The sequence below is a fragment of the Acidovorax sp. Root70 genome, from assembly GCF_001428225.1.
GTDB lineage: Bacteria > Pseudomonadota > Gammaproteobacteria > Burkholderiales > Burkholderiaceae_C > Acidovorax.
In genome coordinates this window covers 39,651-53,136 of record NZ_LMHQ01000001.1, presented here as the reverse complement: position 1 = coordinate 53,136, position 13,486 = coordinate 39,651, and the positions used below count along the sequence as shown (strand labels likewise).

The following is a 13,486-nucleotide window of genomic DNA, read 5'->3' as shown; positions in this document are numbered from 1 at the left end:
TCTTGCCTTGTGTACAGAACGCCGACTGCGCGCCGGGTTGTCACGGGGTGCCAAGCACTCCATCGATGAGAAGACCCCCGCGCTTTTGCCCACGCACCCCATCACTGAACGCCCATGCCCGACACCCCGCCCACCGCCGACGACGCCGCCCCGCAGGTGTCCACCCTGCGCCATGGCGCCTTTGAAGACGCTCAGGCCCTGTTCGCGGGCACCCTGTTCGTGGCCATGGCGCTCATGTTGTTCAACCAGGCGGGGTTGCTGGTGGGCGGCACGGCGGGCGTGGCGTTCTTGCTGCACTACGTCACCGGCATTTCGTTCGGCAAGCTGTTCTTTGTGGTCAACCTGCCGTTCTACTGGTTCGCCTGGACGCGCATGGGGCGCGAGTTCACGATCAAGACCTTTGTCTGCGTGGGCCTCCTGTCGCTGCTGACCGAGCTGTTCCCGCACGTGATGCATGTGGACTATCTGAACCCGCTGTTCGCCTCGTTGCTGGGCGGGTTGCTGCTGGGCACGGGCTGTCTGTTTCTGGCACGCCACCGCTCCAGCCTGGGCGGGGCTACGGTGGTGTCGCTGTACCTGCAAGGCCGCTACGGCATGCGTGCGGGCAAGGTGCAGATGATGATCGACGGCACCGTGGTGCTGCTGGCATTGTTCGTGGTGCCGGTGGAGCGCGTGGCGTATTCGGTGCTGGCAGTGCTGGTGATGAGCGGGTTCCTGTGGATCAGCCACCGGCCGGGGCGGTATGTGGGGCATTGAACAGGCCCCCCGCACTGGGCGCCGCACGGACAAAAAACAAAGGCCCGTTAAGGGCCTTTGTGGTTTAAGCGGCGCCTTGCGCGCTCAGCGCACGCGCATGCCGGGCGTGGCGCCCGGCCAGGGGTTGAGCACGTAGATGCCGGGGTTGGCCTTTTCGTCGCCATGGCTGGCGGCCAGCACCATGCCTTCGCTCACGCCAAACTTCATCTTGCGCGGGGCCAGGTTGGCCACCATCACGGTGTGCTTGCCCACCAGATCTTCGGGCTTGTAGGCACTGGCGATGCCGCTGAACACGTTGCGCGTGCGGCCCTCGCCGACGTCCAGCGTCAGGCGCAGCAGCTTGGTGGAGCCTTCGACCAGCTCGCAGTTCACGATCAGCGCAATGCGCAGGTCGATCTTGGTGAAGTCGTCGATGGTGATGGTGGGGGCGAGTTCCTCGCCACCGGGGGCTGCTACGGTTTCAGTAGCTGTCGGTGCAGATTCTGCCTGCACTGGAGGCTCAAACAATGCCTCGAGTTGCTCTGGCGTCACGCGCTGCATCAGGTGCTGGTAGGGCTGAATGGCCTGCACTTCGCCCGCCACGGTCCACTGCTGCATGTTCACGCCCACAAAGCCTTGCACCGCCTGGGCCAGGCCCGGTAGCACCGGGGCCAGGTAGCGGGTGAGCGCAGCGAAGGCGTTGACCAGCACCGAGCACACCTGGTGCAGTGCCTCGTTGTTGGCAGCGTCCTTGGCCAGGTCCCAGGGCTTGTTCTGGTCCACGTAGGCGTTGACCTTGTCGGCCAGCAGCATGATCTCGCGCGTGGCCTTGCTGTATTCGCGGGTTTCGTACATCTGCGCGATGGCGTCGCTGGCACCGCGCACCTCGGCCAGCAGGGCAGCGCCTGTGGTGCCAAAGTTGCTGGTGAGCTTGCCGTCAAAGCGCTTGGTCAAAAAGCCCGCCGCACGGCTGGCAATGTTCACGTACTTGCCGATCAGATCGCTGTTCACCCGCAGCATGAAGTCTTCGGCATTGAAGTCGATGTCTTCGTTGCGTGCGCTCAGCTTGGCCGCCAAGTAGTAGCGCAGCCATTCGGCATTCATGTTCAGGCTCAGGTACTTGAGCGGGTCCAGGCCGGTGCCCCGGCTCTTGCTCATCTTCTCGCCGTTGTTCACCGTGAGGAAGCCGTGTACGAAGACGTTGTTGGGTGTCTTGCGGCCGCTGAAGTGCAGCATGGCGGGCCAGAACAGGGTGTGGAAGGTGACGATGTCCTTGCCAATGAAGTGGTACTGCTCCATCGCCGGGTCAGCCATGTAGGCGTCGTAGCTTTCGCCGCGCTTTTCCAGCAGGTTCTTCAGCGATGCGAGGTAGCCCACGGGCGCATCCAGCCACACATAGAAGTATTTGCCCGGCGCATCGGGGATCTCGATGCCGAAGTAGGGCGCGTCGCGGCTGATGTCCCAATCGCCCAGGCCTTCGCTTTGCGTGCCATCGGGGTTGGTGCGGACGGTGAACCATTCCTTGATCTTGTTGGCCACCTCGGGCTGCAGCTTGCCGTCCTGCGTCCAGTTCTCGAGGAAGTCGACACAACGTGGGTCCGACAGCTTGAAGAAGAAGTGCTCTGAATGCTTCAGCTCGGGCTTGGCGCCCGACAGGGCCGAGAAGGGGTTGATGAGGTCGGTGGGCGCATACACCGAGCCGCACACCTCGCAGTTGTCGCCGTACTGGTCCTTGGCATGGCACTTGGGGCATTCGCCCTTGATGTAGCGGTCGGGCAGGAACATGTTCTTCTCGGGGTCGAAGAACTGCTCGATGGTGCGCACCTCGATCAGGCTGCCGTCTGCGCGGTCGCGCAGGTCGCGGTAGATCTGGCGGGCCAGCTCGTGGTTTTCGGGCGCGTCGGTGCTGTGCCAGTTGTCAAAGCTGATGTGAAAGCCGTCCAGATACTGCTTGCGGCCCGCTGCAATGTCGGCCACGAACTGCTGGGGTGTCTTGCCGGCCTTTTCGGCGGCGATCATGATGGGTGCGCCGTGTGTGTCGTCGGCCCCCACAAAGTTGACCGCGTTGCCCTGCATGCGCTGGAACCGCACCCAGATGTCGGCCTGGATGTATTCCATGATGTGGCCGATGTGGAAGTTGCCGTTGGCGTACGGCAGGGCGGTGGTAACGAAGAGTTTGCGAGCGGATGACGTCATGAAAAGCGGCTTTCTCAGGCGGAATCCGCGATTTTAGGCGGTCGGCAGCATCCCTGGCCATTGCGGGCCCTGCACAGGCCTGCCCAGGTCGCGCAGGCGCCAATCAGGGCGTGCGTGCAGGCCGCCGGTGGCGCCACAATGCCCCGCATTCCAACAATCAACAGGAGACAACACATGGCCAGCACATGGGCAAAACGGGTGAGATTGGGCGTGGGTGGCGCCGTGGTGGCGGTGGCCGCATACCTGGCGGCATGGCCGGTCCCCATTCAGCCGGTGGCATGGACCGCACCTGTGGCCCCCGGCTACCAGGGCGTGCATGCGCCCAACCAACGCCTGGCCCGTCTGAACATCATCGACTTGAAAGGCGAGGTGGGCCCAGAGCACATCGCCTTGGGCAAGGACGGCAAGCTCTACACCACGGTGCTCAGCGGCAACATCCTGCGCTTGAACCCCGATGGCTCGGGCCAGGAGGTGTTTGCCAACACCGGCGGGCGGGTGCTGGGCTTTGACTTTGATGCGGCAGGCAACCTGATTGCGGCTGATGCGGTCAAGGGCCTGCTGTCCATCGCACCGGACGGCAAGCTCACCGTGCTGGCCGACAAGGTGGGCAATGACCCCATCCGCTACGCCGATGCGGTGGTGGTGGCCCAGAACGGCAAGATGTACCTGAGCGATGCCTCCACCCGCTTTGCCCCCAAGGACTGGGGCGGTACGTTTGAGGCCAGCGTGCTCGACATCCTGGAGCAGGCCAGCACCGGCCGGGTGATCGAATACGACCCCGCCACGCGCAGCGCGCGCGTGGTGGCGCGCGGCATCAGCTTTGCCAACGGCGTGGCGCTGAGCCAGGACGAAAAGCACCTGTTCGTCAACGAAACCGGCAAGTACCGGGTGTGGAAGATTGCGGTGGACGCGAATGACCTCGACATCGGCCAGCCAGGCTCCCAGGCCCGCGTGCTGCTGGACAACCTGCCCGGCTACCCCGACAACCTGATGCGTGGGCAGGGCGGCAAGGTGTGGCTGGGTTTTGCCAAGCCGCGCGGTGAGGCCATCGACAACATGGCGGGCAAGCCCTGGCTGCGCAGCCTGACTCTGCGCCTGCCGCGTGCGCTGTGGCCCATTCCCCAGCCCTACGGCCATGTGATCGCGTTCACGGACGATGGCAACGTGGTGGCCGACCTGCAGGACCCGAGCGGCACCTACCCGGAGACCACGGCCATCACCGAGACGGCCGATCGGCTGTATGTGCAGAGCCTGCACGCGCATGGTTTGGGGTGGCTGCCCAAACCCTAGGGCTCAAGCCACGGGGCGCCTCAGGCGGGCTCCCCGTGGTGCCGGGTCTTGACCTCGGCACCGGTATCCGTCCACCCAAAAAACCGGCACACCTCGGCCCGCATAGCCAGGGTGTCGGCCCGGCCCAGGGCCATCAGCTCTTGCGTGTAGCCGGACTCGAACAGCAGGTAGCTGGCCAACGCCGCGCCACGCACATCGGCCATGTTGGAGGTGACTCCAAGCGCGCCCAGCATGGTGCGAACAGGGCCGGGCAGGTCGCCCACATGGCGCGCCGCCACGGCGTCCAGGCGCTGGGACGGGGCTATCACCAGCAGCTCGATGGGGCGCAGTGCACTGTGCAGGCGCTTTTCTTCGGGGATGAGGGACAGGGTCTGGTTGATGCGCTGCACGCGCTCCACATCCACCGCCAGCGCGTCCAGAAAGATGTTGGACAGCGCGTGCCCCGCGATCTGCGCCAGCGTGGGGTAGGTGGCCGTGGGGTTGGCGGCGGCATCGCCCTTGGGCTCGTGCATGCGGCCTGCGCCGATCACCAGGATGCGCTCGGCCCCCAGGTGGATGGCCGGGGCGATGGGCGCCGACTGGCGCATGGAGCCGTCGCCAAAGTATTCGACGTGGTCATCCACCTCGATGCCCTTGGCCGGAAAGATGAAGGGAATGGCCGAGGACGCGAGCAGATGCTCGTGCGTGATGCGGTCGCTGGCGGCCTTGCGCTGCGAGCGCACCCAGGGCTTGACGGGCGTGGCCGCTTCAAAAAAGGTGACGTGCTCGCCCGAGCTGTAGCTCGACGCCGTCACGGCCAGCGCGGTGAGATGCCCCTTGCGGATCAGCCGGGGCAGCCGCACCAGCGGCACCATCTTGACCAGCAGCTTCTCCAGCGGGGAGTTGTCCAGCAGCGACTTGGGCCGCATGCGCCGCCAGCGCGCCAGCGCCCAGCCCAGCGACACCAGCGTGAGCCAGCGCGCGCCGCTGCGCATCACGCTCAGCGAGTCGGCGCCATACACCTGGCTGGCATGGAACTGCCGCCACACGCGGGCGATGCGGCGCACGGCGCGGTCAAAGTGGTCGGCCCCGCAAGCCAGGGCGGCCGCGTTGATGGCTCCGGCCGACGTACCCGTGATGATGGGGAAGGGGTTGGGGCCATTCGCCTCGCCGCAGGCCTGGCGCAGGTCGGCAATGGCTTCGAGCACCCCCACCTGGTAGGCAGCGCGGGCACCGCCGCCCGTCAGCAGCAGGCCTGTGGCGGGCGTTGGAGAGGTTGTGCCAGGGGCTGCGGTGGGGGTTGTGGGGGGCATGGACGGTGGGGCGGTGTAAGGCTCCGAGTGTGGAGGGGGCCCCGGCGCGGATCATGTGGGAAAACCCGCATGTGCGGGCCACCCCACAGGGGGTTGGGGGGTCTTAACGCTGCTTGAGCAGCAGCTGCGCCACCGCGTCACCCTGCAGCACCACGATGCCGTGCTTGCGGGCAAATGCCTGGGCGTTCTCGCTGACCTGGCCCAGAGCGGCCACATACACGCCCGCCGAAGCATCGGCTGCGGTCATGGCTGTGTGCAGCTCCCGCAGCGGCTCCACCCCGTGGTTGGCTGCCTTCCAGCGTTTTGCACTGACCAGCGTGGTCTTGCCGCCCTGGCTCAGGCGCATGTCGGCCCCGGTGGCGTTGCTGCCGGTCAGGCGCTCCACGCGGTAGCCCGCGCGCTCCCAGGCGGTGGCCAGGGTATCGGCAAAGCTGCGCCAGGGCATGCTGCCCACGGCCTCCAGCATCTCCACCACCTTGGCAGGGTTGGGGGCGCGCAGCTGTCGCCAGGCGGCCATGCAGCCCACCACGAAGATGGGGAAACCCGCCAGCGTGCCCACCACAAAGTACTCCTTGGGCAGCAGTGCCCCGGCCGCCAGCGTGATGAGGCCCACCACCACAAAGCTGATCCACCACGGCGAGCGCAGCAGCACGGCAAACAGGGAGTTTTCGGACATCTTGAATTTCACGGGAGGCCTTTTGGAGAGAGAGCGACGATGCAATGCGGTGCGCATTGTCCTTCAGCGGCAGGGGGCGGGAGCTTGGGAATAGACTACCGGCCCCACAGGAGTTAATTGAATGGCAGTCACCGAACAGGGCCTTTTGGCCGCACTTTCCAGCGTGCTGGACCCCCACACGGGCAAGGATTTTGTCAGCAGCCGTGCCTTGCGCAACCTGCAGATCACCGGTGGCGACGTGGCGTTCGAGGTGGAACTGGGCTATCCCGCCAAGAGCCTGGTGCCCGAGCTGCGCCGCAGCCTGGTGGCCGCAGCCAAGGGCGTGGCCGGGGTGGACAATGTGTCGGTCAACATCACCACCAAGGTGCTTGCGCACGCCGTGCAGCGCGGTGTGCAGCTTTTGCCCCAGGTCAAGAACATCATCGCCGTGGCGTCGGGCAAGGGCGGCGTGGGCAAGAGCACCACGGCGGCCAACCTGGCCCTGGCCCTGGCCGCCGAGGGCGCCAGTGTGGGCGTGCTGGACGCCGACATCTATGGCCCCAGCCAGCCCATGATGCTGGGCATCAACCGCCGCCCTGAAAGCGACGACGGCAAGACCATGGAGCCGCTGGAGAACTACGGTGTGCAGGTCATGTCCATTGGCTTCCTGGTGGACCAGGACGAAGCCATGATCTGGCGCGGCCCCATGGCCACCCAGGCGCTGGAGCAGCTGCTGCGCCAGACCAACTGGAAAGACCTGGACTACCTCATCATCGACATGCCGCCCGGCACCGGCGACATCCAGCTCACATTGAGCCAGCGCGTGCCCATGACCGGCGCCGTGATCGTTACGACCCCGCAGGACATCGCCCTGCTCGACGCCAAGAAGGGCATCAAGATGTTCGAGAAGGTGGGCGTGCCCATCCTGGGCATCGTCGAGAACATGGCTGCCCACGTGTGCAGCAACTGCGGCCATGTGGAGCACATCTTTGGCGCCGATGGCGGCAAGAAAATGGCCGCCGACTACGGCATGGACTACCTGGGTGCACTGCCGCTGAACATGAGCATCCGTCTGCAGGCCGACAGCGGCAAGCCCACCGTGGTGGCCGACCCCGACGGTGAAGTCGCTCAGATCTACAAGAAGGTGGCGCGTGACGTGGCGGTGAAGATCGCCCAGCAGGCCAAGGACTTCTCCAGCAAGTTCCCCACCATCTCGATCAGCAAGAACACCTGATCTTTTTAATTCGCCCCACCGCGCCATGAACCTGCTCGCGTCCCTGCGCTACCTGGTGGCGCTGCACGAGCACCGGCACTTTGGCCGGGCGGCGCAGGCCTGCCACATCACGCAGCCGGCGCTCTCCAACGCGCTGCGCGCGCTGGAAAAAGAGTTTGGCGTGGTGGTGGTGCGCCGGGGCCGCAGCTTTGAGGGCTTTACGCCCGAGGGCGAGCGTGTGCTGGCCTCGGCCCAGCGCATGCTGCACGAGCACCAGGTGCTGCAGCAGGACCTGAGCAGCGACGCCGCCCACCCGCGCGGCACGCTGCGCCTGGGCGCCGTGCCCACGGCCATGCCCATCCTCGCGCGGTTTGCGGCGCAGCTGCAGGCGCGGCACCCTGGCATCGTGCCGGTGGCGCTGTCGATGAGCTCGCAGGCGCTGGAGGCGGGGCTGGAAAACATTTCGCTGGACCTGGCGCTGGGCTACACCGAACGCATGCCCGCACGCGGCGGTCCGCTGCGGGCCTGGCCGCAGTATGTGGAGCACTACTTTCTGCTGCGCCGCGCGCCGCGGCCGCCCAAGGGTGCAGCGCGCGGGCTGCAGATCGGCCCGCCCATGGCCTGGGCCGATGCGGCAGCGCTACCGCTGTGCCTGCTCACCCCCGAGATGCACAACCGTAGCCTGGTTGATGGCGCCTTCCGCGCTGCGGGCGCCACGGTCATGCCCGCCATGGAAACCGATTCGGTGCTGACCCTGGCGCTGAGCGTGGTGGCGGGCAACCTGTGCAGCGTGCTGCCTGGTGCGCTGGTCGATGCCGTGCGCGGACATGACGGGCTGGAGGCGCTGCCGCTGACGGGACCAGTGCTGACCACCCCCATCGGCTTCATGTCCCATCGGCAGGTGCAGCCCACGCGCGCCCTCGATGCCGCACTGGCGCTGGCGCAGGACCCGGACTGGCTGCAGCATGCCGCAGCGCACAGTGGGCTTCTGGTCGCCGATTGAGCGCTGACCGCAAGGGTTGCGGTGCTTGATTCATGGGGCGTTGCAAAAGCGGGCGTTTGATTTGTTTTTGTGATCGCCCCATGTGCATCGGCAATTTGACGCCGCCTGCGCCCCTGGCCGACACTGCGGCGGCCCGGGCACCCTATGCAGGTGCCTGCATACAACCCGATCAACGCCCCCACGCCCCCGGCCCATGCACCTTGCCCCCGAAGCCCCCACCGTCGCCGCTGTGTCGGTCAACGACATGCGCGAGCGCATCCGCCGCAAAAGCCGCCTCAAGGGCCGCCAGCCCGAAGACGCAGCAATGGCTGACGTGGCGCTGCTGCTGGGCCCGCGCCCGGCCACGGGCTTCCGGCGCGATCTGCTCATTGAATACCTGCACCGCCTGAATGACCATTTCGGTGTGCTGCACGACCGGCACTTGGTCGCGCTCGCCAAGCAGATGAACCTGCCCATGGCCGAGGTGTACGAGGTGGCGAGTTTCTATCACCACTTCGAGATTGTGCGCGGCGAAGAGGCGCGGGCGCCGCGCCTGGTGCTGCGGGTGTGCGACAGCCTCAGCTGCAGCATGGCCGGGGCACGCGAACTGCTGGCTGCGCTGCCCGACCGCCTGCGTGCGGCCGGCCAGGGCGACGTGCAGGTGCAGGCCGTGCCCTGCGTGGGCCGCTGTGAAGAGGCGCCCGTGGCGGTGGTGCACCAGTGCCCGGTGCCCTACGCCACGGTGGATGGGGTGCTAGAAGCCGTCGATCTGAAGCCCAATCGGTCGGTGGCGCTACATCCTTATGCGCAAGGTGCTATCAATTTTGATATTTCTGGGCTGGCAGAGCACTGCGTGCCTGCGCAGCCGGATGGCATCAGCCCCGCGTACACCGACCTCGCCACCTACCGCGCCCACGGCGGTTACCAGACCGCCGCTGCGCTGATCAACGGCGAGATGGATGCCGAGGCCGTGCTCGCGGCCATGGAAGACTCCGGTCTGCGTGGGCTGGGCGGCGCAGGCTTCCCGGCCGGGCGCAAGTGGCGCATCGTGCGGGACCAGCCCGCGCCACGCCTTATGGCTGTCAACATTGATGAAGGCGAGCCCGGCACCTTCAAGGACCGCACTTACCTCGAACGTGACCCGCACCGCTTTCTGGAAGGCGTGCTCATCGCCGCCCAGGTCGTGGGCACCGAGGCCGTCTATATCTACCTGCGCGACGAGTACCACGGCTGCCGCGCGCTGCTGCAGGCCGCGCTCGATGACCTGCGCGCGCAGCCGCCGTGCCCGCTGCCGCACATCGAACTGCGGCGCGGCGCGGGCGCCTACATCTGCGGCGAAGAGTCGGCCATGATCGAGAGCATCGAGGGCAAACGCGGCGAACCCCGCATGCGCCCTCCCTACATCGCGCAGGTGGGGCTGTTTGGTCGGCCCACACTGGAGCACAACTTCGAGACCCTGTACTGGGTGCGCGACATCGTGGAGCGCGGCCCGCAGTGGTTTGCCAGCTTTGGCCGCCACGGGCGCAAGGGGCTGCGGTCTTTCAGCGTGAGCGGCCGGGTGAAGCACCCGGGCGTCAAGCTCGCACCGGCGGGCATCACGGTGCAGGAGCTCATTGACGAATACTGCGGCGGCATGCTGGACGGCCACCAGCTCTATGCCTACCTGCCCGGCGGCGCGTCGGGCGGCATCCTGCCCGCCAGCCTGAACCAGATTCCGCTGGACTTCGACACGTTGCAGCCTTACGGCTGCTTCATCGGCTCGGCCGCTGTCATCGTGCTCAGCCAGCACGACCGGGCGCGCGATGCGGCGCTGAATGTGATGCGATTTTTTGAACACGAAAGCTGCGGCCAGTGCACGCCCTGCCGCGTGGGCACGGCCAAGGCGGCCACGCTGATGGAGGCACCGCAGTGGGATGAGGAGTTGCTGGACGACCTGGCGCAGGTGATGGGTGATGCCTCCATCTGTGGCCTGGGCCAGGCGGCGCCCAACCCCATCCGCTGCATCCACAAATACTTTGCGCACGAAGTGGGCGAGGGGCCGTGGCCGGGTGACCTGCCCAAGCCGCGCAACAGCCCGCTTACCGAGCAACTGCCCGCAGGGGTGAAGCCATGAGCGCCGTGTACACCTCTGCTGCTGGGCAGCCCGGCGTGGCCTTTGAGCTGGACGGCCAGCCCGTCACCGCTCAGCCTGGCGAAACCATCCTCAAAGCCGCACAGCGCCACGGCGTGGAGATTCCGCACCTCTGCTACACCGATGGCCTGCGCCCCGATGGCAACTGCCGTGCCTGCGTGGTCGAGATCGATGGCGAGCGCACGTTGGCCCCCAGCTGCTGCCGCGCGCCGACGCAAGGCATGAAGGTGCAGGCCGCCAGCCCCCGCGCCCGCAAGAGCCAGCAGATGGTGGTGGAGATGCTGCTGTCCGACATGCCGGACGTGGGCTATCAATGGAATGATGACCAGCCAGATACTCCTGAATTGATAGCTGGCAGCGCATGTACATCTAGCGCTACAGGCGAATTGGATTCAAAAAATGCCCCAGCGGTAGGCCAGCACGGCGAACTGAGCGCCTGGGCTGATCGCTTGGGCGTTTCGGTGCGCCCGGCCCTCAAAGCCCTGCGCCGCGAGCAACCCGCGCCTGACCTCAGCCACCCCGCCATGGCCGTCAACCTGGACGCCTGCATCCAGTGCAACCGCTGCGTGCGCGCCTGCCGCGAAGAGCAGGTCAACGACGTGATCGGCTACGCGCTGCGCGGGGCAGACAGCAAGATCGTCTTCGACCTCGACGACCCCATGGCCGAGAGCACCTGTGTGGCCTGCGGCGAATGCGTGCAGGCCTGCCCCACCGGCGCGCTCAGCCCCAAGACGCACATCGGCTCGCAAAAGGTGGACCGCCAGGTCGATTCGGTCTGCCCGTTCTGCGGCGTAGGCTGCCTCATCACCTACAACGTGCGCGATGAAAAGATCATCAGCGTCGAAGGTCGCGACGGCCCGGCCAACCACGGCCGCCTGTGCGTGAAAGGGCGTTTTGGTTTCGACTACGCCCACCACCCCGACCGCCTCACGGTGCCGCTGATCCGCAAACCCGGTGTGCCCAAGGAAGTGCGGCCCTACGGTGCTGACTGGCAGGGCACCTTCCGCGAAGCGACCTGGGACGAAGCGCTGGACCTGGCCGCCGGCACGCTCAAAAGCCTGCGCGATACGCACGGCCGCAAGGCGCTGGCGGGCTTTGGCTCGGCCAAGGGCAGCAACGAAGAGGCCTACCTGTTCCAGAAGCTGGTCCGTACCGGCTTTGGCAGCAACAACGTGGACCATTGCACGCGCCTGTGCCACGCGTCCAGCGTGGCCGCGCTGCTCGAAGGCGTGGGCTCGGGCGCGGTGAGCAACCCGGTGAACGACGTCGAGCATGCGGAGCTGATCTTCGTGATCGGCTCCAACCCCACGGCTAACCACCCGGTGGCCGCGACCTGGATGAAGAACGCGGTCAAGCGCGGCGCGAAGATCGTGCTGGCCGACCCGCGCGTGACCGACATCGGCCGCCACGCATGGCGCACCCTGCAGTTCAAGGCCGACACCGACGTGGCCATGCTCAATGCGCTGATCCACACGGTGATCGACGAAGGCCTGGTGGATGAGGCCTTCATCAAGGACCGAGCCAACAACTTTGAGGGGCTCAAGGCCAACGTGATGGGCTGCAGCCCCGAAGCGATGGCCCCGGTGTGCGGCATCCCGGCCAAGACGCTGCGCGAGGTGGCGCGGGCATTTGCCACGGCGAAGGCGTCGATGATCCTCTGGGGCATGGGCGTGAGCCAGCACGTGCACGGCACGGACAACGCGCGTTGCCTGATTGCGCTGTGTGCCGTCACCGGCCAGATCGGCAAGCCCGGTTCGGGCCTGCACCCGCTGCGCGGCCAGAACAACGTGCAGGGCGCGAGCGACGCGGGGCTGATCCCAATGATGTTCCCTAACTACCAGCGCGTGGACAACGCCGGGGCGCACGCGTGGTTTGAAGAATTCTGGGGGACGAAGCTGGACGAGGCGCCGGGCTACACGGTGGTCGAGATCATGCACAAGGCCCTGGCGCCCGACAGCGACGCCCACAAGGTGCGCGGCATGTACATCATGGGCGAGAACCCCGCCATGAGCGACCCCGACCTGAACCACGCGCGCCACGCGCTGGCCAGCCTGCAGCACCTGGTAGTGCAGGATATCTTTTTGACCGAAACCGCGTGGCTGGCCGACGTGGTGTTGCCCGCCAGCGCCTGGCCTGAGAAAACCGGCACGGCCAGCAACACTGACCGCATGGTGCAGATGGGCCGCCGCGCGCTGAACCCGCCGGGCGATGCGCGGCCCGACCTGTGGATCATCCAGCAGATCGCTGCGCGGATGGGGTTGGCGTGGAATTACGAAGGGGACGAGTCAGGCGTAGCCGCCGTGTACGACGAAATGCGTCAGGCCATGCATGCGAGCATTGAAGGCATCACCTGGGACCGGCTGGAGCGCGAGTCCAGCGTGACCTACCCCTGCCTCACGCAGGAGGACCCCGGCCAGCCCATAGTTTTCAAAGACCAGTTCCCCACGCCCACGGGGCGCCTGCAGCTTGTGCCCGCCAGCGTGATCCCGGCGGCCGAAACGCCCAACGCTGACTACCCCCTCGTGCTCATCACCGGTCGCCAACTGGAGCACTGGCACACCGGTAGCATGACGCGGCGCAGCACCGTGCTGGACGCCATCGAGCCCATGGCCACCGCATCGCTGCACGGTGACGAACTGGCGCGGCTGGGCGTGGCGCCCGGTGCGCTGGTGGGCATCCGCTCGCGGCGCGGCATGGTGCAGGTGCGTGTGCGGCGCGACGACGGCACGCCGCGCGGCACGGTGTTCATGCCGTTTGCGTATGTGGAGGCGGCGGCCAATCTGCTGACCAACGCGGCACTGGACCCGTTCGGCAAGATTCCGGAGTTCAAGTACTGCGCAGTGGCCGTGGAACGGCTGGAAGTCGCTGCAAGCTAAGAAGGTGTGAGCGGGCCCGCCATGCCCGCTCATCCCGCCAAAACGCGCCCGCTTGTCGTTACAAATGCTCGCCATGGCCCGAGCTATGACTGCGCTTTGCGTCTAGATCGGACGCG

Annotated in this window: 9 protein-coding genes; 6 read left to right on the top strand and 3 right to left on the bottom strand. The window is 66.6% G+C overall.

What is annotated here, in order from left to right:
• Positions 1-114 precede the first annotated feature (114 nt).
• Entirely contained in the window at positions 115-756 is a 642-nt protein-coding gene (locus tag ASD94_RS00205; RefSeq protein ID WP_056636955.1) for a YitT family protein, read from the top strand.
• 84 nt (positions 757-840) lie between these two features.
• Here the strand turns inward: ASD94_RS00205 and metG are convergent, their stop codons facing one another.
• On the bottom strand, positions 841-2,931 hold the full coding sequence (gene metG / locus ASD94_RS00200) for a methionine--tRNA ligase (protein WP_056636952.1): 2,091 nt from the start codon (positions 2,929-2,931) through the stop codon (positions 841-843).
• Between the two features lie 174 nt (positions 2,932-3,105).
• Here metG and ASD94_RS00195 point away from each other — a divergent pair, with 174 nt between their 5' ends.
• Positions 3,106-4,221: an SMP-30/gluconolactonase/LRE family protein gene (locus ASD94_RS00195; RefSeq protein ID WP_056636949.1), complete on the top strand. Its 1,116-nt coding sequence runs from the start codon at positions 3,106-3,108 to the stop codon at positions 4,219-4,221.
• A gap of 20 nt (positions 4,222-4,241) precedes the next feature.
• On the opposite strand, the gene ASD94_RS00190 is transcribed toward ASD94_RS00195, so the two are convergent.
• Entirely contained in the window at positions 4,242-5,513 is a 1,272-nt protein-coding gene (locus ASD94_RS00190; protein ID WP_056636947.1) for a patatin-like phospholipase family protein, read from the bottom strand.
• 103 nt (positions 5,514-5,616) lie between these two features.
• Entirely contained in the window at positions 5,617-6,189 is a 573-nt protein-coding gene (locus ASD94_RS00185) for a restriction endonuclease (protein ID WP_056637621.1), read from the bottom strand.
• A gap of 121 nt (positions 6,190-6,310) precedes the next feature.
• On the opposite strand from ASD94_RS00185, the gene apbC reads away from it, so the two are divergent.
• From apbC to fdhF, 4 genes are all read left to right on the top strand, one after another.
• Positions 6,311-7,402 carry an iron-sulfur cluster carrier protein ApbC gene (gene apbC / locus ASD94_RS00180; protein ID WP_056636944.1) on the top strand — a complete coding sequence of 364 codons (1,092 nt, stop codon included), beginning with the start codon at positions 6,311-6,313 and terminating at the stop codon, positions 7,400-7,402.
• Between the two features lie 25 nt (positions 7,403-7,427).
• The gene (locus ASD94_RS00175) at positions 7,428-8,384 is read left to right on the top strand and encodes a LysR substrate-binding domain-containing protein (protein ID WP_056636941.1); all 957 of its coding nucleotides are present in this window, start codon (positions 7,428-7,430) and stop codon (positions 8,382-8,384) included.
• A gap of 193 nt (positions 8,385-8,577) precedes the next feature.
• Positions 8,578-10,476 (top strand): NADH-ubiquinone oxidoreductase-F iron-sulfur binding region domain-containing protein, encoded by a 1,899-nt coding sequence (locus tag ASD94_RS00170; protein WP_056636939.1) that lies wholly within the window; start codon positions 8,578-8,580, stop codon positions 10,474-10,476.
• The gene (gene fdhF / locus ASD94_RS00165; protein WP_056636936.1) at positions 10,473-13,370 is read left to right on the top strand and encodes a formate dehydrogenase subunit alpha; all 2,898 of its coding nucleotides are present in this window, start codon (positions 10,473-10,475) and stop codon (positions 13,368-13,370) included. The genes ASD94_RS00170 and fdhF overlap by 4 nt, the downstream gene beginning before the upstream one ends.
• The last annotated feature ends 116 nt before the right edge of the window (positions 13,371-13,486 follow it).